This is a genomic window from Leuconostoc citreum, assembly GCF_007954785.1.
GTDB lineage: Bacteria > Bacillota > Bacilli > Lactobacillales > Lactobacillaceae > Leuconostoc > Leuconostoc citreum.
In genome coordinates this window covers 599,899-626,555 of the sequence record NZ_CP042410.1, presented here as the reverse complement: position 1 = coordinate 626,555, position 26,657 = coordinate 599,899, and the positions used below count along the sequence as shown (strand labels likewise).

Annotated in this window: 25 protein-coding genes; 2 read left to right on the top strand and 23 right to left on the bottom strand. The window is 39.7% G+C overall.

Going from position 1 to position 26,657, the window contains the following annotated elements:
* Positions 1-8: 8 nt before the first annotated feature.
* The 4 genes from tsf to FGL72_RS03080 all read right to left on the bottom strand — a co-directional run bounded on the left by tsf (position 9) and on the right by FGL72_RS03080 (position 2,969).
* Positions 9-884, bottom strand: a complete 876-nt coding sequence (gene tsf / locus FGL72_RS03095; RefSeq protein WP_004906121.1) for a translation elongation factor Ts — start codon at positions 882-884, stop codon at positions 9-11.
* Positions 885-1,007: 123 nt separating this feature from the next.
* Positions 1,008-1,784, bottom strand: a complete 777-nt coding sequence (gene rpsB / locus FGL72_RS03090; protein ID WP_004900710.1) for a 30S ribosomal protein S2 — start codon at positions 1,782-1,784, stop codon at positions 1,008-1,010.
* A 145-nt stretch (positions 1,785-1,929) separates the two neighbouring features.
* A complete protein-coding gene (locus FGL72_RS03085; protein ID WP_036058372.1) occupies positions 1,930-2,208 on the bottom strand; it encodes a GIY-YIG nuclease family protein in 279 nt (92 codons plus the stop codon).
* Positions 2,208-2,969, bottom strand: coding sequence for a tRNA1(Val) (adenine(37)-N6)-methyltransferase (locus FGL72_RS03080; RefSeq protein ID WP_085699208.1), 762 nt, complete (start codon positions 2,967-2,969; stop codon positions 2,208-2,210). Before FGL72_RS03080 ends, FGL72_RS03085 begins: the two co-directional genes overlap by 1 nt.
* 58 nt (positions 2,970-3,027) lie before the next feature.
* Between FGL72_RS03080 and FGL72_RS03075 the strand changes: the two genes are divergently transcribed.
* Positions 3,028-3,663 carry a lysophospholipid acyltransferase family protein gene (locus FGL72_RS03075; protein WP_085699209.1) on the top strand — a complete coding sequence of 212 codons (636 nt, stop codon included), beginning with the start codon at positions 3,028-3,030 and terminating at the stop codon, positions 3,661-3,663.
* Between the two features lie 10 nt (positions 3,664-3,673).
* On the opposite strand, the gene FGL72_RS03070 is transcribed toward FGL72_RS03075, so the two are convergent.
* Positions 3,674-3,907, bottom strand: coding sequence for a YneF family protein (locus FGL72_RS03070; protein ID WP_004900720.1), 234 nt, complete (start codon positions 3,905-3,907; stop codon positions 3,674-3,676).
* Positions 3,908-4,113: 206 nt separating this feature from the next.
* On the opposite strand from FGL72_RS03070, the gene lexA reads away from it, so the two are divergent.
* Positions 4,114-4,749, top strand: a complete 636-nt coding sequence (gene lexA / locus FGL72_RS03065; protein WP_004900722.1) for a transcriptional repressor LexA — start codon at positions 4,114-4,116, stop codon at positions 4,747-4,749.
* Between the two features lie 49 nt (positions 4,750-4,798).
* Here lexA and pyrE read toward each other — a convergent pair whose 3' ends face one another.
* The 18 genes from pyrE to murE all read right to left on the bottom strand — a co-directional run bounded on the left by pyrE (position 4,799) and on the right by murE (position 26,620).
* Positions 4,799-5,428 carry an orotate phosphoribosyltransferase gene (gene pyrE, locus FGL72_RS03060; protein ID WP_012305265.1) on the bottom strand — a complete coding sequence of 210 codons (630 nt, stop codon included), beginning with the start codon at positions 5,426-5,428 and terminating at the stop codon, positions 4,799-4,801.
* A 4-nt stretch (positions 5,429-5,432) separates the two neighbouring features.
* Positions 5,433-6,131: an orotidine-5'-phosphate decarboxylase gene (gene pyrF, locus FGL72_RS03055; RefSeq protein WP_085699210.1), complete on the bottom strand. Its 699-nt coding sequence runs from the start codon at positions 6,129-6,131 to the stop codon at positions 5,433-5,435.
* 40 nt (positions 6,132-6,171) lie between these two features.
* Positions 6,172-7,092 (bottom strand): dihydroorotate dehydrogenase, encoded by a 921-nt coding sequence (locus FGL72_RS03050; RefSeq protein WP_146992622.1) that lies wholly within the window; start codon positions 7,090-7,092, stop codon positions 6,172-6,174.
* 52 nt (positions 7,093-7,144) lie between these two features.
* Entirely contained in the window at positions 7,145-10,324 is a 3,180-nt protein-coding gene (gene carB / locus FGL72_RS03045) for a carbamoyl-phosphate synthase large subunit (protein ID WP_085699211.1), read from the bottom strand.
* Complete coding sequence (locus tag FGL72_RS03040) at positions 10,317-11,405, bottom strand: carbamoyl phosphate synthase small subunit (RefSeq protein ID WP_004904618.1); 1,089 nt, start codon at positions 11,403-11,405, stop codon at positions 10,317-10,319. The genes carB and FGL72_RS03040 overlap by 8 nt, the downstream gene beginning before the upstream one ends.
* A 31-nt stretch (positions 11,406-11,436) precedes the next feature.
* Positions 11,437-12,705: a dihydroorotase gene (locus FGL72_RS03035; RefSeq protein ID WP_085699212.1), complete on the bottom strand. Its 1,269-nt coding sequence runs from the start codon at positions 12,703-12,705 to the stop codon at positions 11,437-11,439.
* Positions 12,692-13,603 carry an aspartate carbamoyltransferase catalytic subunit gene (locus FGL72_RS03030; RefSeq protein WP_146992619.1) on the bottom strand — a complete coding sequence of 304 codons (912 nt, stop codon included), beginning with the start codon at positions 13,601-13,603 and terminating at the stop codon, positions 12,692-12,694. Before FGL72_RS03030 ends, FGL72_RS03035 begins: the two co-directional genes overlap by 14 nt.
* 177 nt (positions 13,604-13,780) lie before the next feature.
* Positions 13,781-14,413 carry a signal peptidase I gene (lepB, locus tag FGL72_RS03025; protein WP_004904622.1) on the bottom strand — a complete coding sequence of 211 codons (633 nt, stop codon included), beginning with the start codon at positions 14,411-14,413 and terminating at the stop codon, positions 13,781-13,783.
* 43 nt (positions 14,414-14,456) lie between these two features.
* Positions 14,457-14,813 (bottom strand): YlbF family regulator, encoded by a 357-nt coding sequence (locus FGL72_RS03020; protein ID WP_004900744.1) that lies wholly within the window; start codon positions 14,811-14,813, stop codon positions 14,457-14,459.
* Between the two features lie 42 nt (positions 14,814-14,855).
* The gene (locus FGL72_RS03015) at positions 14,856-16,925 is read right to left on the bottom strand and encodes a PBP1A family penicillin-binding protein (RefSeq protein ID WP_004900747.1); all 2,070 of its coding nucleotides are present in this window, start codon (positions 16,923-16,925) and stop codon (positions 14,856-14,858) included.
* A gap of 3 nt (positions 16,926-16,928) precedes the next feature.
* Positions 16,929-17,399, bottom strand: coding sequence for an arginine repressor (locus FGL72_RS03010; RefSeq protein ID WP_004900749.1), 471 nt, complete (start codon positions 17,397-17,399; stop codon positions 16,929-16,931).
* A gap of 58 nt (positions 17,400-17,457) precedes the next feature.
* Complete coding sequence (argS, locus tag FGL72_RS03005; protein ID WP_146992617.1) at positions 17,458-19,149, bottom strand: arginine--tRNA ligase; 1,692 nt, start codon at positions 19,147-19,149, stop codon at positions 17,458-17,460.
* Between the two features lie 229 nt (positions 19,150-19,378).
* A complete protein-coding gene (locus FGL72_RS03000) occupies positions 19,379-19,648 on the bottom strand; it encodes a hypothetical protein (RefSeq protein ID WP_036058373.1) in 270 nt (89 codons plus the stop codon).
* 124 nt (positions 19,649-19,772) lie between these two features.
* The gene (gene coaBC, locus FGL72_RS02995; protein WP_146992615.1) at positions 19,773-20,963 is read right to left on the bottom strand and encodes a bifunctional phosphopantothenoylcysteine decarboxylase/phosphopantothenate--cysteine ligase CoaBC; all 1,191 of its coding nucleotides are present in this window, start codon (positions 20,961-20,963) and stop codon (positions 19,773-19,775) included.
* Between the two features lie 316 nt (positions 20,964-21,279).
* Entirely contained in the window at positions 21,280-22,098 is an 819-nt protein-coding gene (locus FGL72_RS02990) for an SPFH domain-containing protein (RefSeq protein WP_004904628.1), read from the bottom strand.
* Positions 22,099-22,130: 32 nt separating this feature from the next.
* Entirely contained in the window at positions 22,131-22,481 is a 351-nt protein-coding gene (locus tag FGL72_RS02985; RefSeq protein WP_146992612.1) for a toxin-antitoxin system HicB family antitoxin, read from the bottom strand.
* Positions 22,482-22,611: 130 nt separating this feature from the next.
* On the bottom strand, positions 22,612-25,080 hold the full coding sequence (locus FGL72_RS02980; RefSeq protein WP_146992610.1) for a cation-translocating P-type ATPase: 2,469 nt from the start codon (positions 25,078-25,080) through the stop codon (positions 22,612-22,614).
* Between the two features lie 37 nt (positions 25,081-25,117).
* The gene (murE, locus tag FGL72_RS02975) at positions 25,118-26,620 is read right to left on the bottom strand and encodes a UDP-N-acetylmuramyl-tripeptide synthetase (protein ID WP_186727982.1); all 1,503 of its coding nucleotides are present in this window, start codon (positions 26,618-26,620) and stop codon (positions 25,118-25,120) included.
* Between the last annotated feature and the right edge of the window lie 37 nt (positions 26,621-26,657).

Sequence of the window (26,657 nt, the reverse complement as noted above, 5' to 3'; positions counted from 1 at the left end):
TAACAAAATTAACCTAATTGCTTAGCAACTTCTTCAGCTAAATCAGTTACTTTCTTTTCGATACCTTCACCTACTTGGTAACGTACAAATGACTTCACAGAACCATTTTGTGATGCAATAAACTCAGCAACAGTCTGATCGCTATTTTTAACAAATGCTTGGTCTAACAATGTGATTTCGGCCAAGAACTTTTTGATGCGTCCTTCAACCATCTTTTCTTTAATGTTATCTGGCTTACCGGCAAGGTCTTCTGAAGCTAATTGCACTGCTTTTTCGCGTTCAATAACGTCAGCAGGCACTTCAGCATCAGAAACATATTGTGGTGCAATAGCAGCAATATGCATAGCAATGTCCTTAGCTGCTTCTTCGGAAGCACCATCAACAACAACTAACGCTGAAATTGAACCAGCTAAGTGAGAGTATGCACCAAAGTTTTCTGAATCAGTCTTTTCAACAACAGCAAAACGACGCAATGTGATCTTTTCACCAGTAATTTGTGATGTACCAATGATTTTATCATTCAATGTTTGGCCAGCTTCAACTTCTAATGCTAAAGCAGCTTCAACATCAGCAGGTGCCATTTCAACGACTGTATTAGCAACCGCCTTTAACAAATCATTAAATTCAGCGTTTCCAGCAACGAAGTCTGTTTCTGAGTTTAATTCAATAATTGCTGCTTTGTTGCCCTTGACAGCAACAAAAGTCATACCTTCAGCTGCAACACGGTCACCCTTCTTGGCAGCTTTTGCCATACCCTTTTCGCGGAGTAGGTCGATTGCCTTTTCCAAATCACCATCAGCTTCAACCAAAGCTTTCTTGGCATCCATCATACCAACAGATGTCTTATCGCGTAATTCTTTTACTTGTGCAGCAGTAATTGCCATTGTAATGCTCCTCTAAAATATTTATATGATTATTATATCATGGTTTTATTTGGTTTCGATGAAATAAAAAATGCCGTGTGCGTCCCATACAGGTCCGCAGGAACGGCAAATGTCATTTAATTATTAGTTATTGCCTTCTTCAACGATGTTAGCAATTTCTTCGATTGATTCTGTGTTTTCGTCACCAGCAACAAAAGCGTCTTCAGGTGCTGAATCTTGACCTTGACGACCTTCGATAATGGCATCAGCCATCTTAGCAGTAATCAAGCGAACGGCACGGATAGCATCATCGTTAGCAGGAATCTTAACGTCAACAACTTCAGGATTAGCGTTAGTGTCAATCATAGCCACAACTGGAATGTTTAACATGTTGGCTTCCTTAACGGCAATCTCTTCTTTCTTAGGATCAACAACAAACAATACATCTGGCAAACCAGGCATATCCTTGATACCACCCAAGAACTTGTTCAACTTTTCGCGTTGCTTGTTCAACAAGACAACTTCTTTTTTAGGTAATTGTTCGAATGTGCCATCTTCGGCCATTGCTTCCAAATCCTTCAAACGTTGGATACGTGTCTTGATTGTGTTCCAGTTAGTCAAAGTACCACCCAACCAACGGTGGTTGATGAAGTATTGACCAGCACGTGCAGCTTCTTCAGCAATTGCATCTGAAGCTTGCTTCTTTGTACCAACAAACAAGAAGTTAGCACCATCAGTTGATGCATTACGCATAAAGTTATATGCTTCATCAACTAACTTAACTGTCTTTTGCAAATCGATGATGTGAATACCATTACGTTCTGTAAAGATATACTCATCCATCTTTGGGTCCCAACGACGTGTTTGGTGACCGAAGTGTACTCCTGCTTCGAGGAGTTCTTTCATTGAAATAACTGCCATGATATGGCCTCCTAGGTTTTTTCCGCCGACAAATTCGACATTCATAATGACATTGCTGCACCTACATGAACTCGTTTGCCGTGTGTATTTGTCGCTATTCACAACATAAATAATTATACGTAATAGCTACCCTAAATGCAAGTACTTAATGCCATATATCTTCTGAAACACCCTTTAAAACCAAATAAGCCTCTTTTTGTTGCCGCGTTAGTTGCTTAAACATTGCTTCAGCGTGGAGTGCTTCGTGTTTCGTATCAAAAGATTCTGAGTGGATCATTTGAAGGGGGTGACGTGATTTAACCCGAGTAAATTTAGCCCCCTTACCCGCTTCATGAGTCGCCAAACGTTTTGCAAGATTATTCGTGAAACCACCGTAAAAATAACCATCTGCCGTATACAGCACGTAAAAATAGTAGTGTGCCATCATGACCATGACGTACCATATAAAATATCAGATACTGCTTTGGTATAGTTATTTTCCGATGTATAAGCAATGATTGGCGGCATAATCCGCACACCACCAGGTCGTCCTGATTTAATGGCTTCAATTAAAACCATATTGGCTTCACGATTTGCTTTACCATAAACAAACTGGATACGCTTAATCATCAATTTTCTGCTAGCAAAAGCAGCAAAAATATCCGCTAATCTATCTGGTCTATGAACCATGTAAAATTTACCGTTATTTTTCAGTAATTTATTCACGACTTGAGCTAAGCCTGGCAAATCAATTGTCAGTTCATGTCGCGCCAACTGGTAATGCTTATCGTGATTTGTTTTAGTTGTCTCATTTAATGGAAAATAAGGCGGATTAGATAACACAGTCTCCACCGAACCTGGCTGAATATCTTCAAATATAGTTTTCATATCAGATTCAATGACTGAAACCCGTTGCGTCAACTCATTCATCGCAATACTACGTTTCGCCATGTCTGCCAGTTCTGGCTGTATTTCGACTAGAGCCAACTTGCCAGTAACTTTAGGGGCGTAAAATAAGCCAACAGCCCCTGTCCCAGCACCAAGGTCAACCGTCAAGCCTGTCCCTTTGCCTTTCACATCAGCAAAATGGGCTAACAATACTGCATCCAAAGAATAAGAAAACATATCTGGATTTTGAATAATATTTATTTTTTGTGATGGCAAACCATCAATTCGTTCGCCTTCTTTAAGAATTGGTTGAATCATTGTTTTTTTCTCGCTTTATCGTGTAAAATGGGTAGATAGTTTATGAGGTGAATAAATAATGAAATTTTATGATTTTCTGCGTATTATTGCAGTTGGTATCGTGTGGGCGGTAACCGGTCGCATTAAATATATGAATAAAGATCGCATCCCGACCGATGATAACTATATATTAGTCGGCCCACATCGTACTTGGTGGGATCCGGTATGGTATGCGATTGCTGCCTATCCGAAGCCTTTCATTTTCATGGCTAAAATCGAGTTATTCAAATTCAAACCACTGGCTTGGTTAATTAAATCCGCAGGCGCTTTTCCGGTTGATCGCAATAATGTTGGTCCAAGTGTCATTAAAACACCTGTTAGAGAACTGAAATCAGGTAACCGCTCATTAATTATGTTCCCGTCAGGATCACGGCATAGTGACGATTTAAAATCCGGCACGTTAGTTATTGCTAAAATGTCAGGCAAAGCCATTGTGCCAGCCGTTTACCAAGGACCTGTAACATTTGGTCAACTATTTAAGCGTAATAACACGACAATCAATTTTGGTGAACCCATTGTCATTGACCGCAAAGATAAGTTAGACAAAGAAAACATTACCAAATATACCGTTAAGATTCAAGCCGCTTTCGATCAATTGGATGCTGAAGTTAATCCTAACTGGCGTTATATCGACCCTAAACGTGAAAAAAAATAAGCCAAATGGCTTATTTTTTTTGTGACTGTTCACTTTGTTGTTTCATTTGTGCCATCATTTGGTTGAGCTTTTTCTGTGATGGCTTTTGACCCATTGACATCATCATCGACTTCATCATTTCCTCTGAAATTGGTGGATTCTTTGCCAAATAACTCTTCATTGAGTTACGCGCGACAAAGAAACCAATGACAAGTCCAATAACTAGCCCTAAAACAAAGATTAAGATTCCAAATCCTAAATTCATGGTTCAACAACCCCTTAATAAAATGTCTATGAGTTATTATAGCATAAAGTTGCGATTGATAAAGTCGTTCTTTACAAAGATAGCGCACAATTTCTGACAATAATGTGCCGAATTTTTCGAAAAAACGAACAAACGTTTGATTAATTATTTTATTTTAGTTATAATGAAATTACATTAAACTACGTTTAGTAAGGATTAAACCCATCATGGCAATTCAGGAAAGCAAACAAATTCAAGTTTTAAGATTTATTCACGAAGCTCAGCTAAATAATGGTTATCCCCCAACCGTGCGTGAAGTTGGTGAAGCTGTGGGGCTTTCTTCATCCTCAACCATTCACGGTCACATTGAAAGATTGGTCAAAAAGGGTTATCTGTTAAAGGATGCTTCAAAGCCGCGCGCTCGAGCAATTGAAGTGACTGATTCTGGATTAGAGGCACTTGGTGTATCAACAACACCGGGTCGAATTCCAGTTCTTGGTCAGGTAACTGCTGGCGCACCGATATTAGCAGTAGAAGAAGAAGCTACTGAATTTTTCCCAATTCCTGATAATTTGATGCAATTTGATGGCGATATGTTTATGTTGAATGTTCGTGGTAATTCAATGATTAACATTGGTATCCTAGATGGTGACAAGGTCATTGTCAGAAAACAAGATAATGCTGATAACGGTGATGTTGTTGTTGCCATGAATGACGATGACGAAGCCACAGTCAAGCGTTTTTTCCGCGAAGCAGATCATTTCCGTTTACAACCAGAAAACGATGCGATGGCGCCAATCATCCTTAAACAAGTTGCTATATTAGGTAAAGTTATTGGCTTATACCGAGATGCTATTTACTAATAACAAATAAAAAAGCTGACATGGCTTTAAAGCCATGTCAGCTTTTTTATTATGCCCAAGTTTCAGGACTTTTTTGCCAATCAGTTAAAGTTGCTAACTGTGATTGATTTAAGTCACCACGAGCAATGGCTGCATGAACTAATTGCGAATAGGTTGTTAATGACTGAAAAGTTAAGTTTTCCGCCGAAAAATTAGCGATGCCGGCTGGCAATTCATAAGAGAAAATCGACACAACGCCAAGAACGTTGGCGCCTTCTTGGCGAACAGCTTTAACTGCACCCAAAACTGAGCCACCCGTCGAAATTAAATCATCAATCAAGACAACATTTTTACCCTTTACTTCAGCTCCTTCTGTCTGTCTACCAGCACCATGATCTTTTGGCTTGGAACGGACATAAATCATCGGTTTATCTAACCCTTCAGCAACCCAAGCCGCATGAGGAATACCGGCCGTTGCAACACCACCAATAATGTCAGCATCAGGATAGTATGATTGAATTAATTCAGCTAAACCTTTGAAAATATTTTGGCGTACCGCTGGAAAACCAATCGTCATACGATTATCCGTATATATTGGGCTTTTAATGCCAGAGGCCCAAGTAAATGGTGATTCTGGTGAAAATTTTACGGCCCCAATGGCTAATAAATCATTGGCTACTTGTTCTGCATAGTTTGTCATATTCTTAGTCCTTACACCATTCTTGTAAAACACGTTGGTAGGCTTCTAGTGGTGATACCGCTTGCGTAATTGATCGACCCACAACTAAGCCAGTCGCGCCATGATGACGCGCTTTTTGTGGTGTTGTAACACGTCTTTGATCACCATTATCATCGCCTAGCAGACGAATACCTGGTGTAATTCGTACAAATGACTGACTCGTTACTGCCTGAATAGCTTTGGCCTCTTCAGGTGAACTAATCGTACCGTCAACACCCACCTGAAAAGCCATAGCAGCTAAATGGGTCACTGTATCAACTAAACTTGCCTGTGTCAACTGTGTTGCTTGCATTTCCGACTCTGAAAAAGAAGTCAATTGAGTCACGGCCAGCAACTTCATGCTATCAGGCTTATTAGCTACTGCCGCCGCCATCATACGTGCACCACCTGAAGCATGAATCGTTAAATATTGAATATCTAATTTTGAAATGCTTGCAACTGCTCGACCGACCGTATGTGGTATGTCATAAAGCTTTAGGTCCAAAAAGATTGTGTACCCTTGCTGGCGTAACTCATTAACAAATGTTGGCCCTTCTGCATAGAAAAGTTCCATACCGACTTTTAAAGCTGGCTTATTAGTCAAACTGTCAAATTGTTTCAAAAATTTTCTGACAGCAAAGGCATCTGGAAAGTCTAACGCAATAAATACTGGTTCTTGCTTCATATTTATTCCTTTCGCTACGGCGAGTTAAATGATAAAACGACTACTTTTTGAAAGTTTTGGTGACTTCTTCAACATTAGAAAAACCATACTTATCTAAAGCACTTGGCAACTCACGAATAATGTCTGCCATTACTTGATGATTACCTGCTAAAGCTGTACCAATTTGCACAGCACTAGCACCAGCCATCATTAACTCTAGCGCATCATCGACGGTACTCACACCACCAACTCCAATTACTGGAATACTAACTGTTTGAGCTGTCTCGTAAACAAAACGGACTGCAATCGGATGGACTGATGTTCCCGACATGCCACCAGTACCGCGTGCCAGTCGTGCTTGTCTGGTATTTAAATCTAAGCTCATACCGACAACCGTATTGATTAATACGATACCGTCAGCACCAGCCGTTTTAACTGCTTTAACAATAGGCTTAATATCAGTTACATTTGGTGACATCTTAGCATAAATGGGTAAAGTTGTTGCAGCGCGCATAGCATGAATAACTTCCGCAGCTGATTCCGCCGTCACACCAAAAGCCATACCACCACGGTCAACGTTTGGACAAGATAAATTCGCCTCAATAGCTGTGACTTGTTTTGTCGCCGTTAAGCGTTCTGTTAAAGCTACATATTCCCCGACTGTTTCACCTGCTACAGAAGCTAACACGGGTAAGGTTTTGTATTTCTCATGAATAGCTGGCAAAATGTCAGCAACAACTGCCTCAATACCAGGATTTGCGAGACCAACCGAATTTAAAATACCGCTTGGTGTATTGATAATCCAAGGTTGTGGATTACCTGCTCTGGCTGACATGGTCACCGTTTTTGTCACCAATGCACCAGTTTCTTCAATAGCATAACCTTTATCTTCAAGTCCAAAGAACACTGCACCTGATGAATTCATAATAGGATTTTTCAGGTCTAAACCAGGTAATTTTACAGCTAAGCGTTCTGACATCATCACTAACTCTCCTCATTTGTTTTCAAACTCCACACAATAGATCATCACAAGCTTATTTCATCTCGTTGACTGTGAAACTACGACTTTCCAGTACATCCAAAAAGGCACTAACTGTGTCCAATGCAGTAAATAATGGCACAGCATTTTCAATGGCTGCATTACGAATCAAGCGACCATCGGACTCAGCACGATCATCGGCTTGTGTTGTGTTGATCACCACCTGTAATCGTTGTGAACGTAACGCCGCAACAGAGTTGTTATCAGATTCCGCAATTTTGTCTAAAATGTCTACCGGTAAACTTTGTTCAGCAAAGTGCGCCCCTGTCCCAGATGTCGCAAATAAAGCGAAACCAAGATTATTGAAGCGCTTAGCTAAATTAATTGCTTCAGCCTTATCAGCATCAGCAACGGTAAACAAGACATTGCCATATTGTGGCACTTTAATATTAGAGGCAACGAATGCTTTGTATAAGGCTTTAGGTAAAGTCGTATCAGATCCCATGACTTCACCTGTAGACTTCATTTCTGGGCCAAGCAACGAATCTACATCAGGTAACTTTGTAAATGAGAAAATTGGTGCTTTTACGTGGACCATGTCGTCAGCAGGTATCAAACCTGTTTCAAAGCCCATATCTACTAATTTCTCCCCTAACATCACTCGTGTTGCCAATTGTGCTAATGGCAGATGCGTCACTTTTGAAATGAATGGGACTGTACGTGAGGCACGTGGATTGACTTCAATAACATACGCGGTATTATCATGAATAACAAATTGCACATTCATCAAACCAATTGTGTTCATGGCTTTTGCCAGATTAATCGCTGCTGCTGTCATTTCATCTTGTACTTTTTGAGATAAATACTGTGGCGGATAAACTGACATTGAATCGCCGGAATGTACACCAGCACGCTCAATATGTTCCATGATTCCTGGAATAACAGCTGTCTCACCGTCGGACAACACATCAACTTCCGCTTCCTGTCCAACCAGATAAGAATCAATCAATACAGGATGGTCATTAGAAACCTTCACAGCACGCTGCATATAGTCTTGTAACTCATCATCAGATGACACGATTTCCATAGCACGGCCACCTAAAACATAAGATGGTCGAATCAAAACTGGATAACCAATAGCCTGTGCAGCGTTCAGTGCACCATCGACTGTTGTCGCCGTCTTACCAACCGGTTGTGGCAACGCAAGCGTCTTGATAACTTGGTCAAAGGCCTCGCGATCCTCGGCACGGTTCAAATCATCAACTGTTGTTCCAAGTATGTTTACGCCATTTTCTTCAAGCGGTTGCGCCAAATTAATGGCAGTTTGTCCACCGAATTGGACAACAACACCAAGTGGTTGTTCCAAGTCAATAACATTTAAAACATCTTCTAATGTCAGTGGTTCAAAATAAAGCTTGTCTGAGATTGAAAAATCGGTTGATACAGTCTCAGGGTTAGAATTCATGATAATGGCTTCATAACCAGCGCGTTGAATGGCTTTCACCGCATGAACCGTGGCATAATCAAATTCGACACCTTGACCAATACGAATTGGTCCGGAACCTAAAACAATGACAGATGGTTTCTTTGAACGTACAGATTCATTCTCACGTTCGTAAGTTGCATAAAAATAAGGTGTTTGGGACTCAAATTCTGCAGCAACCGTATCGACCATCTTATAAACTGGCAGAACATTAGCATCATGACGTTGTTTGCGAACCTCAGCAGCCGTTTGACCCCAAAGTCCAGCAATTGTCGCATCAGCAAAACCATTTTTCTTTGCATAAAGTAGATAATCGATATCTCCCACATGGGTTGATAAATCGCGTTCAATTTCAACAACGCGAGATACTTTATCTAAGAAAAATTCATCAATTTGCGTCTTAGCATGAATCGTTTCAATACTAACGCCCCGTCGCAATAAATCCGCAATCATAAACAAACGGTCATCACGAGCTGGCATCAAAGCCGATAATAGCGCTTCGTCTGACAACTCATCAAAAGTTAAGTCGTTCAAACCGGTCACGCCAATTTCAAGTGAACGAACAGCTTTTAACATAGCTTCTTCCATGTTACGCCCAATCGCCATGACTTCACCAGTTGCTTTCATTTGTGTCCCAAGTCGCCTATCTGCGGTAGCAAACTTGTCAAATGGCCAGCGTGGAATTTTGAACACAACATAATCTAATGCCGGTTCAAACTCTGCTTTTGTTGTGCCGGTTACTGGATTAATAATTTCATCAAGCGTCAGGCCCACTGCAATTTTCGCTGCCATTTTCGCAATTGGATAACCTGTTGCTTTAGAGGCCAGTGCTGACGAACGTGAGACACGTGGATTCACCTCAATAATATAATATTTATAGGACTGAGGATCCAAAGCCATTTGAATATTCACACCACCTTCAATTTTCAAGGCACGAATAATTTTAAGCGCCGCATCACGCATCATTTGTACTTCGCGATCAGATAACGTTTGAACTGGCGCCGTGACGATTGAATCACCTGTGTGAACACCGACTGGGTCAAAATTCTCCATCGAAGCCACGACCAATGCATTATCATGTGCGTCTCGCATGACCTCAAATTCAATTTCTTTATAACCTGCTATAGAACGTTCAATCAAGACTTGCGTTACCGGAGACAATTCTAAGCCATTGGCTGAGATATCAACTAATTCTTGATGTGTGGCGGCGATACCACCACCCGTACCGCCAAGTGTATAAGCTGGACGCACGATGACTGGATAACCATGAGTATCTGCGAAGTCTACGGCTTCTTCAACAGTTGTGGCAATAACAGATTCCGGTATGGGCTCATTTAAACGTTCCATCAAAGCTTTAAATTCTTCGCGATCTTCAGCTTCCTCAATGGCGGATAACTTTGTCCCTAATAACTCAATACGTAGCTCATCCAAAATACCAGTTTCAGACAAATCTTTCGCCATATTCAGGCCAGTTTGTCCACCTAATGTTGGCAAAATTGCGTCTGGTCGTTCTTTTCTTAAGATACGTTCAATAAAGTCTATAGAAAGCGGCTCAATGTAAACTTTATCAGCAATTTCGGCATCTGTCATAATGGTAGCAGGATTAGAATTGACTAAAATAACATAGTAGCCTTCTTCTTTCAAACTGAGCGCTGCTTGCGTTCCTGAATAATCAAATTCAGCAGCCTGCCCGATAACAATTGGTCCAGAACCAATGACTAATACTTTTTGAATGTCTTTACGCTTAGGCATGTCGTGTTGTCTCCTTTTGTGTTTCGGCAATCATTGTCAAGAAATCGTCAAATATATACTCTGCATCATGTGGACCCGGTGCAGCATCTGGATGAAATTGTACTGAAAAAGCATGGTGGTTCTTCAATGACAAACCTTCGACTGTATTATCATTAATTTCTTCGTGAGTCACAATTAATTCTGTCTGCGCTAAACTGTCACGATCAACAGCGTACCCATGATTTTGTGAAGTAAAATCTAAACGTTCATGAGTTAAGTGTCGCACAGCATGGTTAAAGCCACGATGACCAAATTTCATTTTATAAGTTTTTGCCCCATTGGCTAATGCGAAAAGCTGATGACCTAAGCAAATTCCCATAAGTGGCAATTTTTCTTGTAATCTTTTGATGGTTGGGAGCGCATAAGCTGCATCCTCGGGATTTCCAGGTCCATTAGATAGTAAAATACCATCTGGATTAGCAGCTAAAACGGTTTCTGCATCAACATCCGCTGGGAAAACCATGACATTGGCACCACGTTTTGCTAACGAGCGCAAAATTGAATTTTTTAGACCAAAATCGATTAAGGCAATGGATACCCCATCAGTGGGGTTTTGATATTGCGTTTTGGTTGTGGCATTAGCAACCATATTTTTATCAGTTTGAAAATGACGTAGATTCGTTAGCACATCGTCAGTGACATCATCAACAAGCGCAGCTCTCATAACACCATGATCACGTAATTCGCGTGTTAATGCGCGTGTATCTACTCCTGTAATGCCAGGCATCCCCGTTCTTTCAGCCCATTCTGATAAGCTCATCATTTGGCGCCAGTTACTTGGGCGACGGGCAATTTCGTGAACAACAATAGCTGAAGCAGCTGGTCGTAAGCTTTCAAAATCATCACGATTCACGCCGTAATTACCAATTAATGGGTAGGTAAAGACTATCATTTCACCGCGATAAGACAAATCAGTAATTGATTCCTGATATCCTGACATTCCCGTATTAAAAACTACTTCAGCCATAACTTCAGTATCAGCCCCAAATGCCTCACCTGTATATATCGTGCCATTTTCAAGTACTAAATATCGTTTTTTCATTTATGCCGCTACTCCTATTTATGCTATTTCATTAATTTGCTTGGTAAACAAGATTGCCATCTACCCAAGTCATCAGTGTTTTACCATAGACTTCCCAACCAATGAATGGCGTGTTCTTACCAAGAGAAACAAATTCGTCTGCTGAGATGGTGTCTTTATGTGCTAAATCAAACAATACGAGGTCGGCAGTCGCACCGACAGTTACGCTTACCGGCGCCTCTAAATTGAAGGCATTCACCGGTGCAATCAGCATGCGCTCTATTAAAGTTGCTAAAGTGATTATGCCAGTCTTTACAAGCTTGGTATATAGCAGTTGGAAACTAGTTTCAATCCCCGTAATACCGAATGGTGCTAGTTTAAATGATTGCGCCTTTTCTACCATGCCATGCGGTGCATGATCTGTGGCAACCATGTCAATCGTACCATCGATTAATCCAGCTAGAACTGCTTGTCTATCTTCTTGAGAGCGCAGTGGCGGATTCATTTTGAACAGTGCATTATCAGATGTAATTGCCGTATCAGCTAATAACAAGTGGTGCGGAGATACTTCAGCTGTGACCTTGACACCTTGCTGCTTGGCAATGCGAACCAAATCCACCGATGCCTTTGTCGAGATATGCGCAACATGATAATGAACCCCAGTAGCTTTAGCCAAAACCAAATCACGAGCTAATTGTGAACTTTCAGCTAATCCTGTAATTCCGGGGAAACCAATTTTTTCGGCCTGCGCACCCGCATTCATCACACCACCATGTAGTAATGAATCATCTTCTAAATGAGCGACTAATGGTTTGTTAACCTTGGCAGCAGCCTGCATAGCCTGTAACATTGTATCTGCCGTTTGTACCCCTTTTCCATCATTACTAAATGCAGCCGCACCTGCTTGAGACATACCAACAATATCTGAGATGGCCGTTGCTGTTAAATCACTCGAAACCGCACCGTATTGTGCAACGTGTACAGCAGCACTACTTTGATTTAATGCAATTTGTTTCGCTAAACGTGCCGGTGTATCAGGTACAGGATTTAAATTTGGCATTGCAATCACTGTTGTAAAGCCACCACGAGCGGCTGCCGCTGAGCCAGTGGCAATTGTTTCTTTGTATTCAAATCCAGGCTCGCGAAAGTGAACATGTACATCAACCAGTCCAGCCGATAAAAAAGCACCTTTAGCATCAATCGTCTCTACGTCACTTTCAATATGTTCAGCGACCCGAGTAATTGTTTTCCCGTCAATTAAAACATCTCGTGTAACAAGTTCACCATCAATTAAAATTTTTGCTTGCTTAATGCGTTGCATATGTAGCCTCCGTTGTATATTCTAGTATTGCCATACGTGCATAAACACCATTATTCATCTGTTCAAAGATTCGAGATTTTGGTGCTTCGACTAATTCATCAGCAATTTCTACATCACGATTAACTGGGGCTGGATGCATAATGATTGCCGCTGCCTTTAGTCGCTCGTAACGAGCCCGATTAAGTCCGAACTGTTCATGATATTGCTTGGTAGAAAAATTCTGATTTTCCGTTTGTGTAATACGTTCATGTTGCACACGTAGGAAAATGACAACGTCTAAGTTTTCCCAATCATCATCAATAGCGACAAATTGACCAAATTTTGCAAAATCATTTGGTTGCCAATCTTTTGGCCCTGAAAATGTCATATTAGCCCCTAAATGATGCAAAATTTCTGCATTAGACCTCGCCACACGTGAATGGGCCAAGTCCCCAACAATGCGAATATTTAAACCAGCAAAATGATTAAACTGTTCATAGATTGTTACTAAATCTAATAAACTTTGTGATGGATGTTGGCCGCTCCCATCACCGGCATTAATCAAGTGTGGTATCTCATGTCCTGTCGCTGTTAGCACTTGATCATACCAATTATTTACTGTATGTCGAATGACTGCAACATCTACCCCAATGGCTTTTAACGTTTTTAATGTATCTGTGAGACTCTCACCTTTAGACATTGAACTCTGTTGCGGATCGATATCAATTTGTTGATACCCTAATCTATTTTCTGCCATTTGAAAACTACTATGCGTGCGCGTTGAATTTTCAAAAAATAGATTTGTAACCGTTAAATTTGACTGTATTACCGATCTACCAGCTTTAATAGCTAATGCATGATGTACTAAGTCTAGCACGTCATCAAGTTCTATTGCATTTATATTCAAAAAATGTCGCATAATACTCCTTTTTATACAAAAAACGCGTAAGCCATTTCGACTTACGCGTTTCTAGAAAATTACGGCCAAAGTATAGACTTTGCCCCGAGTATCTAAAAGCCTTGTAAGTCTCTCTGGACTTAATTAAAGGTTTTACTGTTTTCAATATATTATCATTTTTTAAGCAGTTATGCAAACTCAATTAGCAAAAAAGTGCTTATCTTGCTCATTCACGCTTTTTTTAGCATTTTTATCTGAATTCCAAAATGGCACAATCACTTTACCCGTGACATGTTTAGCATCTACAAAGCCAAAGTATCGCCCATCATTAGATACAGACCGGTGATCTCCCATTACAAAGTATTCACCTGCTGGCACTTTTGTATGATGTTGATCTTTTTTCTGCCACAAATCAGTTGCTGATAACGTTTTTAGTGACCACTCACTGCCAAACGACATTTCTGTTCCTTGGGTACGCTCATCAATGCCAATATAATTCTGATTGACAACTTTACCGTTAACATACAAGTTAGAGTTCTTGTATGATACAGTATCGCCGGGTACACCAATAATGCGTTTGACATAGTCTTTATCATTTGAGTTAAACCGTGGATCCTCTTGACGGGCATCAAAGACAATCACATCGCCACGCTTATATTTGGAAATTTTACTCAATATAACAAATTCTTTATCTTGTAGATTAGGCATCATTGACGGCCCACTAACACGCACAAGTGTAAATAAGTAGGTTCGCACTAACAACACAATAACGAGTGTCACACCGATAGGAATAACCCATTCTTTTATAAAGCGTAAGAAACCATTTTGCATAGTCATTCTTCTTTCATAAAAACTTTAAAGGCATTATGTCTACTTACTTCTGACGCAACTTAGCATACGCATCGGCAACTGGCTTGGTTACAATATCGTTAATTTCTGTCAATAATGTGTTTAATGCTTGTTCTGTCGATAACAAAGCCGTGATAAGCTCATTTTTTTGAACATCTGCTGCAATAGCATCCCACTCTTTTTCTTGATCAGCGGATGGTTGCTGCTGTGACTGCATCATTTGTTGAACAGCCACTTGAACACTCTGAAATTTAGTAAATAATTGCTTGGCCTCTTCATCTGCTTGAATTGCATTAAAGGCATTTTGCCAAGCTGTGTATTGTTCTGTTTCTTTTAAAACTGATGCCATTTCATTAGCATTATCGTAAATATTAACTGTCATGTTTTTTCCTCTTTATCTTTCTTATTATGAAGTAACCAACAACTAATTACCACCAAATAGTCCTTTAATAGTGTGCCATGTTTTATTCGCACCGTCAACTGCTTTATCCACCCCATTTGAAAAGTCAGAAACAATATTTGACCAATCCATGCTATTACCAGATTGTTTATTTTTAACAGGCTGATTAGGATTTGTGACGCTAAAATTAGTACCTGGTGTATTTGGTAGAATTTGTTCTAGAGAGGTTTTCACCAATGGGCCCATTGTCGCCGTTAGACCCAAAGGTAGACTATTGTTCTTGCTATTATCGTCTAATCCCATCCAAGTTGCCTGCACAACATCTTTTGTGTAAGCCATAGCCCAAGAATCTTTAGATGACTGCGCATTCTCAGTATCGTTAGGATTTTCCGTTGTTCCTGTTTTTCCAGCAATAGTAAATCCGGCCGGCGCAGCCCCTAAACCAGTCCCATTAGTATAAGTGCCCAGCATCATCCGTGTCATATTATCTGCTACACGTGAACTTATGACACGTGTCTGTGTTGCTTTTGGTTGTGCCACAATGACTTTGCCTGTTGCATCAACAATCTTAGTAATTAAATGCGTCTGACTCATAACACCATCATTGGCAAAAGCCGTATAAGCCTGAGCCATCTGCATAGGTGACACGCCGTCTGTTAAACCACCTAAAGCTAACGCTAAACTTTTATCTTTGTCTGAGAGCGGCAAACCGAATTTTCGTGTGCTGGTGAAACCAGCATTAACACCCATTTTATTGAGTAAATAGACAGCTGGTACATTGTAAGAATGCTCCAGGGCTGAATACATTGGGACATCCTCAGTTTGCACATTCAATGCGTTATGAATTTCTTTGTTGCTTGTACCAAAAGTCCGCGTCGTATTTGGTAATAATTCATCAATGCTGTAACCACGTTCTAACGCCGGTGCATAAACGGCAATCGGTTTAATTGCCGAGCCAGGTTGCAGCTTTGACTGTGTCGCATAGTTAAAGCCTCGGAAAGTGTGATTCTTTTCGCGTGCTCCGACAATTGCACGAACACCACCATTTTTAGCATTAAGCACCACACTGGCTGCTTGCGCATCTGTATTGTAGTTAAACATCCCCGGATTATTGAAATCGGCCTGAAGGTTAGCTTGATCCTGCTGATTTAAGGTTGTGTAAATCTTATAACCACGATTCATTACATCACCTTCAGTTAAACCGTAAGTCTTGATTGCTTCATTAATTACAGCATCAAAGAACCAAGGATATTTATAGTTATTGGTATTATCATACGTGTCATTTAGGTTCATCGGCGCCGCTTGCGCTGATTTGAGTTGCGCCGACGTCAACTTCTTGTTTTCAAGCATTGTGCCTAACACAACGTTTCGTCTATTAATCGATGCTTGCGGATGATCAATAGGATTATATAGCGCTGGACTAGGCAACATCGCTGTCAAAGTCGCAGCTTGCGAAGTTGTTAATTCACTGGCATGTACGCCAAAATACTTTTGCGCTGCATCTTCAACACCCCAAACACCATGTCCAAACCATGCATTATTCAAATACATAGTTAAGATTTGATTCTTAGTATAATCTTGCTCAACCTGCATCGACAAAAAGATTTCTTTCGCCTTACGTGTAATGGTTTGCTCTTGTGTTAAATAGGCATTCTTAACCAACTGCTGTGTTAACGTTGAACCACCACCAGCAATAGCAGAGGAACCCATCACTTTGTTTTTTAAGTTAAGTAGCGCTGCACGCACAATGCCTTTAATTGAGAAACCGTATTCATGATAGAAATTACGATCTTCACTGGAAATAACAGCATCACGCATATTCTGAGAAATTTTATCATAGCTCACGTACGTGCCTTTTTGAGAATACAACTCTCCAGCTTTTGCCCCAGAATCATCATAAACCGTAGTTGTTTGTGCTAAAGTAGCTTGTAAATTTTTGACATGAGCAGTTTTTGCTAAGACCACAAAATAGACACTCATCACCAAAAACAAACTTAAACACAATACTATTAGTAAGCGCCAAAACTGCCAGCGCTTAGCAATCGGCCGGATTTTTTCCTTTAGTTTTGTGACACTATTTTTTAACCAATTCATAGATTATCCTATCAATGCTGACCAACGTGCCGTTAAAGCAGCTGCACTTTTGTCATCTGGTGTTGTAACATATATTGTATCAAATCCAGCTAACGTCGCAATTACTTCTGGTAAATCAGCATCATCAATCACTCCTGCTAATGCATTACCAGTTGAATCGGTTGTTTTAATAATGGTCATAAACTGTACTTGTTGTATAAAAACAGCGTATTCCTTTATAGCTTCATCCACTGCACTCGCAGTAACGGCCAAATCAGGTATAGTCGTTTGATCTTGTAATTGTTGATATCTTAATTCGCCATTCACATCTTTAATGCGCACAATACCCAGTGCACGTATATCACGAGACACTGTAGTTTGTGTCGTCATAACATGATGACGCTGCAATTCCGTTAATAGCGCTTCTTGACTTGTGATGGACTGTTTTTGGATAATATCAAGTATCAATGCTTGCCTTTGTTGCTTTGAAATCATTTATCTTTTCCTCACTGCACAAGCACCACGTTTTATAATGTTTAACTGCTTATGCGTCTTACATTTCTTCAGGTGCTTTTACACCAAGTAGACGTAGACTTTCTGATAAAATTATCGTCACCGCTTTTACTAATGCCAAACGCGCGTTGAGTTGGTCATCTGGCAATAAAATTTTTGAATTTGCATAATATTTATTAAATGCGCGTGACAATGACAACGCATACTTGGCAATAATACTTGCTTCGCGTTGTTGCCAAGCACGTTGTACAATCGTTGGGAATTGATTTAACGTTGTTATAATGTCCCAAGTTGCTGTGTCATCAAGATTGAGTTCATCTACTGACACGGCTGTATTGGCTTTGCGCAAAATTGACTTAGCTCGTGCATTTGTATATTGAACATAAGGGCCAGTATCGCCCTCAAAGCGGACAACTTCTTCGAGATTAAAGTCAAAGTTATTAGTACGATCATTCATTAAGTCATGGAAAACAACTGCGCCGGCACCTACTTGTTCGGCCACTGTTACTTTATCAGCTAGATCTGGATTTTTTTCTTGAATTTGTTTCAGAGCTAGGTCATGGGCATCGTTTAAGACATCTTTTAATAAGACAACATCTCCTTTACGGGTTGACATTTTCTTACCATTGAACGTAATTAAACCAAAAGCAATGTGTTCAACATCATCCGCCCAATCAAATCCCATAAGTGATAATACTGCCTTCATTTGAACAAAATGTTCACGTTGCTCACCACCAACAACGTAGAGTGACTTAGCAAAATTATATGTTTCCTTACGGTAAACGGCAGCAGCCAGATCACGTGTCATATATAGGGTTGCACCATCTGTACGCTTGATCATTGCTGGTGTCAAATTAGGGTTAATATCGGATAAATCAACAATCTGTGCCCCCTGTGATTCAACTAGTAATGACTTTTCAGCGAGCATATCAACGACTTTATCCATTTTATCGTTGTAGAAAGCTTCGCCATTGAACGAATCAAAACTAATTTCAAGACGATCATAGATTTCAGTAAACTCTTTTAATGACTCCGCACGGAACCAGGTCCACAGCTGATGTGCTTCTTCGTCACCGTCTTCTAACTTTTTAAACCAGGCACGCCCAGCATCATTTAAGCTATCATCAATTTTTGCTTTTTCATGAAATTCAACATAATAACGCAAAAGCGTTGCGATTGGATCTGCTTTGACTTCAGCTTCAGTACCCCAAGTTTTATAAGCGTAAATTAGCTTACCGAATTGCGTTCCCCAATCACCCAAATGATTGATTTTGATTGGATGATAACCATTTTTAGCAGTAATATTAGCCAAAGCATTACCAATAACAGTTGATCGTAAATGTCCCATAGACATTGGTTTGGCAATATTAGGAGATGACATATCAATTGTGACATTTGCGCCATCACCATCATTGTTATCACCAAATGCAGCACCTTGGGTTAAAATTGTTTTCAATGTTGCTTGAGACGTCATTTTTTTGTCTAAGAAAAAATTCACATAAGGTCCTGTTGCCACAACTTTTTCGAAGTCACTTTGGTCAATACGGTTTACTATGTCGCTAGCAATCTGCTGTGGTGCTTGACGTAACAATTTAGCCAATGTAAATGTTGGAAAAGCAACGTCACCCAAATAGGATGATTTTGGTGATTCTAATTTTGCTGCAATTTCCGCTACTGGGATGTCTGGTAAAACTTGTGATAATGATGTAATAATGCTTTTATTATCAGTCATGTGGTCATATTCCTTTTTTAATTAGTTCCTATTATACCTTATTTTAAATTGATTCATATAAAAATCGCCCCTCGTTAACAATTAACAAGAGACGAGATAAACCCGCGGTACCACTCTAATAGCTTACGCCACTCGATATTTATACTTTGGATTCTGAGTACGCGCCGCCTCAATCATGGCCTGACTTTCACCAACTCAGGCTCGCTAAACATGATTTTTTGAAACATCTTTACTCTTCTTCATCCGCTTCCGCACGCTCCGGCACTGGTGCATGCTTAATCACTTCAATTTCGTCCATACGAACTACAGCACGGTGGTTCATTTCGTTGACTGCCGGTTGGTCGCCTAAATCGTTTTCCGTTATTTCAACCAATAGTGCATTTTCATATACTTTTTCTACTTGGCCAGTAAATGGTTTTTCTAAATTTCCATAAGCCGGTGCTAACAAAATATCCCCAACGTGATATTTTGATGCCTTATTTTCTTCTTCGTCTGCCATTGTTGTCAGTGTACACATTATTTAATTGCCTCTGTTGTTAGCCAACACGAGTCACATTAAGCACGTCTACTTTTCCTCCTGTAATCAATGTATAACAACCAATTCTAACACAAAACCGCACGAATCACAATGTTACAATACGAGAGATAATGTGACGTGCAATGGTTATTTTGGGTGCTCTATCTAAAAACTCAGGCTGCTTATCTCGGGTCAAAATTGTCACACTGTTGTCATCAGATGAAAAACCGATATCTGACCGACTAACATCATTTGCAATCAGCATGTCAGCGTTTTTTGTAACTAATTTATCGGCACCGTAAGCTTCAACATTTTGCGTTTCTGCAGCAAAACCCACAACAATTTGACTGTGCGTTTTATGTTGGCCTATTGTCTTTAAAATGTCAGGATTTTGCACTAACTTTATCGTCAGTCCGCTATCCCCAGTTTTTTTAATTTTATGATGATCTGTTTTTTCAGGCCTAAAGTCTGATACGGCTGCTGCACCAATAAAGATATCCGCTGTCTCAAATGCAGCTATTGCGGCATCAAACATTTCTTGCGTTGAAGAAACAAGAATTTGATTAACACCATAAATAGCTGGCTTAGTCACAGTTGTAATCAGTGTCACATGTGCCCCTTGTTCAGCAGCAGCTTGAGCCAACGCAAATCCCATCTTACCACTTGAGCGATTGGTGATATAACGTACTGGATCTAATGCCTCACGCGTACTACCAGCTGTAATAATGACTTTTTTACCATGCAGTAACCCGCTTTTTGCCTGCAAACGAATGGCCGCTTCTGATAAAATCATGTCTGGTTCTGGCAAACGGCCTTTGGCCTCATAACCTTCAGCTAAAAAGCCAATACTGGGTTCAATTAATAGCCAACCATCTGAGGATAAGTGCTCAATATTACGTTGCACAGCAGGATTACTATACATCACATCATTCATTGCTGGTACGACAATCTTTTCAGCTGCCGATGCCATAACTGTTGCTGTCGGTGCATCATCTGCAATACCGTTTGCCAGTTTTCCAATAATATTTGCCGTTGCCGGTACAACAAATATCACCTCAGCCCATTTGGCCCACGCAATATGCACAACATCGGCCCCTTGTCCAGCAAACAAATCAGTTAAAACATCATGTCCTGATAAAATGGCCATTGTTTTGCTGGGTATAAACTCTTGTGCGGCATGTGTCATAGACACTCTGACATTTGCACCCATTTTGATTAACAATCTAACTAGTGTAGCCGATTTGTACGCTGCCACACTGCCGGAAACAACAATTAAAATATTTTTATTTTTAAACATTTTTTTATCCTATACTAGTAGCATTTGAGATACGAGACGGTCTCACGTTTCAAAACGCATTGTACCATATCAACAAGATAATTGCCTATCGAAAAAATCGTTAAGGGACGAATGGTCACTTAACGATGTGATGATATTTAATTAGATGCTGTTAAACTTGAAGTCAAGCATAAAGGGTGACAATCTTGTCCACAGTTAAAATGATTGAGGTACTTTAAACGGTTTACCACGTACCAAATAAACCGAAATGGTTTATGTATCTATTATATCAATTCGTCATCCAATGAGGACATTTTTTGGCGTTTCAACCAATATTTCAAGATTTAAAACCCTTATCTAATAATTTGCCAACGATGGGCAGTTGACCCAACTTATCCATTTGTTTACCATCCACAACAATCATATTAGCTGATGATTCCGCTAATGTGGTGAAAGCATTAATCGACTGATTCTGGAAGTACTTATCATCTGCACCGGCCAATCCCGACTGCACAGTATCAATACGATAACGCTCAGCATCTGCACGGGTTTTAGTGGCATCAGCTTCAGCCTTAGCAGTGGCCATTAGCGCATCATTTTTAGCCTTAGTAGTCAATTCAATTGAACGCGCCTCACCTTCCGCTTTAGCAATTGTTGCTACTCGTTCACGATCAGCTGTTAGCTGCTTATCCATCGCTTCTTGAATGGATACGGAAGGTCGTAATTCATCAATATTTATACGATCAACATTAATACCATAGGTATTAGTTAAATCGCCGATAGCATCAGCTAATTGAACGTTAATTTTAGTTGTTGAGCCTAATGCCTCATTTAATTCCATACGTCCTATAATATCGCGAAGATGTCCGCGAACTAATTGTGCCATCGATTCAACAGAATCAGTATTTTCGTACATGTATTTGATAGCATCCGTCACATGATAGTTGAGTGTCACACTAGCTTTAATATCTGCATTATCCGCCGTGATAACTGAATAATCGGGTAAACGCAAAGGTCTCATAGCTAGACTCACTTTACGTATTGTTTGGAAAAAAGGTACATAAAAATGTAAGCCGGCTTCGCAACGACGACTGTACTTTCCCAGTGTTTCGACTAGCCCCGCATTGTTTTGAGGCACAATTCTAAAAAATAACATATTACTCTCCCTTTGTAATTAATCTGACTGTATTATTTTAGTTCTCTTAAGGTTAAAATATTACCGTTTGCCTCAATAACTGCATACGACTTGTCTTTATTAACAACTGAAGCGTTATCAATCAGATATCGATAATAAATTCCCGAAATTTTCACCAAACGATTATCTAAATCAAAATTGTCCCCTGATATCACATGACCAACAAACTGTCTGTCTTCAAACGACTTTGGACGGACACCCTCCTCCAACAATTTCGTTAAATAATTATTTAACGAACGTCCTTCCTGACTCGCGCGTTTAGCTAAAACTTCGTGAAGTTCCGGATCAATTCTGAGCGGAATATTTCCTGATTTTTTGTGAATATTTTCACTGTTTTTTATCATATCTTAATGATATCACAATTAAAAATATAAATCGAGCAATAGTCTAATAATTTTTTCAAATCATCCAAATAAAAAAGCAACAGAACGTGACGAGGCTTCCTGTTGCGCTTCGATTTTTAATGTCAAATCGCTATTTATTGCTATCTTTTCTAAAAAAGTTTGCTACAGTTTGGACAAAGTAGCGTGGTTGACTCAGCTTGGCACGATCAAATTGTTGCGAATATAAAGCAAATCTTTCAATCAACTGCGATAAGGATTGGAAAATAGATTTTGAAACAACGAAGAGAATCACTAATAATAACAATGAGACGGAATCAATTCGTGTGAGTGAGAAAAATTTACTAAACGTGAAACCGACAATAATCATGCCTGCAAGACAACTAAAAAATACTTTTTGACGAAAGGCATTCATTGGTGTCGAAATTTTATAGAGAACAAAGAAGCCAACAACAATTAATAATAAAGTTGCAGCCGTTGAAACATCTGCTGTACTTAATTTAAACAACGTTCCGCAAATTACTAAAATTCCCACAACCACCATATCTGTAATACCACCAGGTGCAGCTTTACTAAAGACGTTTGTCATAAAGTGTCCTTTTATTTTTTCATTATTTTTTTCTAATGTTAACAAAAATGATGGTAAGCCAATGGTGAACAAGCTAATCAAAGTTATTTGTAAGGGATTAAGCGGATAAGTAGCTGATAGCAGTATAGCAAATACTGACATCAATAATGAAAAAATGTTTTTAACCAAGAACAAGCTCGCCGAGCGTTCAATATTGTTAACTATTTGACGACCTTCTAAGACAACCTGTGGCATCTTTGAAAAATCAGATTCCAATAACACTACTTGTGCGGCCTTAGCTGTGGCATCATTACCAGAAGCCATAGCAATACTACAATCTGCTTTTTTCATAGCCAAAATATCATTCACACCATCGCCTGTCATGGCAACTGTCTTGCCGTTATCTTTCAGAATATCAACAAATTGCTCTTTTTGTTCTGGCGTGACACGACCAAAAACGGTGAATTTTTTTAATGCATCGTCCATACTTTCTAAACTGTTTAGCGTTCGAGCATCAACATAATTCTCAGCACCACTAATACCCGCTTGCTTTGCTGTGTAACTCACTGTTAACGGATTGTCACCAGAAATGACTTTGATTGCCACATCTTGCTTGGCAAAATACTGAAAAGTTTCTTTCGCGTTTTCTCTAACAGGATTAGCAATAACAATTAAGGCTAAAGGCGTCACAGCACTGGTCAATTGACGGTTTTTTATTACCCCATTATGTTGCCCAAATATTAACACACGCAGACCTTGTTCAGAATATTGTGTAATGGCTTGCTTGTACTCATCATACTGATCTTTAAGCAAAACTTCTGGTGCCCCCAGTACGAATGTATCATCGCCAAAGGTAACACTACTAAATTTTTCAACTGATGAGAAAGTTGTATACGAGGTAGCTTGACGATCTGATGCCTGATTAAACTTCTCTTTAATCGCCACCATCGTATCGTTATCGGCTGCCATAGTTTGAGCAAAATCGGATACTAGCTGGCTCAAATCCGATTCCGATTTTGACTGACCTGCTAAAGGTACAAAATGGGCTACTGTCATTTTATTCTCAGTGATTGTCCCAGTTTTATCGACACAAAGTACATCAACACGCGCTAGTGTCTCAATACTCTTCATATTGTGTAATAATACTTTTTGCTTAGCCAACCGGGCAGCCCCCATAGCTAATGAAATTGTCGTCAATAAGTAAAGGCCCTCTGGAATCATACCAATTAAGGCGGCAACCATAGTGGTAATACTTTGTTCAAGTGAGACATTATTCAATATGTAACTTTGATAAAAAAGAATTAAGCCAACAGGGACAATAATGATACCAACCCATTTAATGAACCGATTGATTGATATCACCATTTCTGATTGTTCGCTATTTTTAATCTTTTTAGCTTGACTAGTCAGCTTCGAAATATATGACGCTTCCCCTACTTTTTCCAGTTCACCATAACAACGACCCGACACCACAAAACTACCGGATAACAATTTGTCTCCAACACGTTTAGTAATTTCATCAGACTCACCGGTTAGCAAGGCCTCATTCACTTGAATTTCGCCATTTAACACAACCGCATCAGCCATAATTTGAGTGCCAGCCCGAAATAACACAACATCGTTAATCACAAGTTCGTCTACTTCTAACTGAACTTCTTGACCTTCTCTCACTGCCGAAACCGTTGTTGTATCTAGCACATTAAGATTGTCTAAAACTTTTTTGGCACGTACTTCTTGAAAAACACCGATTAAAATATTAATTAGAACAACTGGCACAAACGAAAGATTTTTATAGGATTGCACAAAGGCTAAAAGCAACGCTAATACCAAAAAAATCAGGTTAAAAAAGGTCAGTGTATTTTCTCGAATAATTGCCGCATAGGTTTTAGATTGATTTTTACCTACTTTGTTAGATTGTCCAGCACGTAGCCTGTCAGCAACTTGTTGTTGCGTTAACCCCTTTTGATAGTCTACTGGTGTATCAAGCCTATCATCAACGAATGGTTGTTTGGTGACATCTGGTTGTTTAGTCATTCATTATTCCTTTTCGAGTGTGTTATCAGATTAAATATTAATTGATAGTCAATGATCCTTGATGCGTTGCCACAAAATTTTTAACAACGGCATAATCCCCAATATAAGGTTCATCTACACCGTTAACTTTTTGGTATGGGTCTTCACCTTTACCAGCAACAATGACAATATCATTATCACGGGCTGCTAACAAGGCTTGATTAATTGCAGCTATTCGATCCATTTCAAAGTGAACATCCAACTTTGGATTGTTAATATGTGCAGCAATTTCATCAGCAATAGTTTTGGGTGATTCAAATTGCGGATCATCTGCAGTCAGGTAAACGACATCGGCGAGCTCAGAAACGACACGACCAAAATCTGCTCGTCGGGACACGCCTTTATTTCCTGGTGAACCGACAACAACGATGACTTTCCCATCAGGATACTGACTTTGGGCAAATTTTAATAAGGCATGCATTGAAGCGTAATTATGCGCATAATCAACAAATGCGACACCGTGATTCGGTATTGGTAGGCTTAACATCCGCCCTGGAATAAATACAGTATCTAACCCCTTAACCATAGCCTCATGTTTGGCACCTGCTAATGCCGCCATAATTAACGCGGCTAATGCATTGGATTCGTTAAAATCACCGGGCAAGTTCAAACGATAAGCTCCTGCCATTTCCGATAAATCACTTGCTTGTACAGTCAGTTGACTTTCATGAATTGCGCTACTTTGGGACGTAAACGTATATTCTCCGCCCTTTTCGGCATTACTATATGTATAAATCTTATCATGACCCTTTTTTGCATGTGTCACAATTTCAGACAAGTGATCACTCTCAGCGTTCACAATTACTTTGTCTGAATGATCAAATAACATCAATTTGTGGGCTAAATAATCTTCAAAGTTGGGATGTTCATTTGGTCCGATATGATCGGGCGAAATATTTAAAAAAGCACCCACTTGATATCGCAAGCCATACACACGCTGTTTCAAATAGGCTTGTGAACTCACTTCCATTATCAAGTGTGTCATACCGTTATCTACAACACGTCGCATATCCTTAAACAATTCGTACGATTCGGGGGTTGTTAAATCAGATTTTTTGCGATCACTGGCCTTTGGTCCAGTAATACGATCGACTGTCGAAAACAGTGCAGTATGGTTGTCTGTTGCTGCTTTTAAGATATTATAAGTCATGTAAGCAGCAGTCGTTTTCCCCTTTGTCCCAGTGAAGGCTCCAATCCACAGTTTCTTTTGGGGATAATCAAAGAAAGCCATTGATAAAAGCGATAAGGCTTTCTGCACATTAGTAACCTGCCACTGTGGCAAATCAACTGGTAATTGGCTCTCTGATACGATACCAGTAATCCCTTGAGCATTTTCTAGATACTCTGGTCGAAAAGCCCCTTTTACCACAAATAACGTTTCCGGCTCAACTTGGCGTGTATCATAATGTAAAAATGAAAATTCATGATATGTTACTGGTTGAGACACTAATAAATTGTGAGAAGACAATAGTTGTTCAATTGTTTTACTTGTTAGTTTCATAATATTATTATACAAAAAAATGACAGTTGTGTCAGAC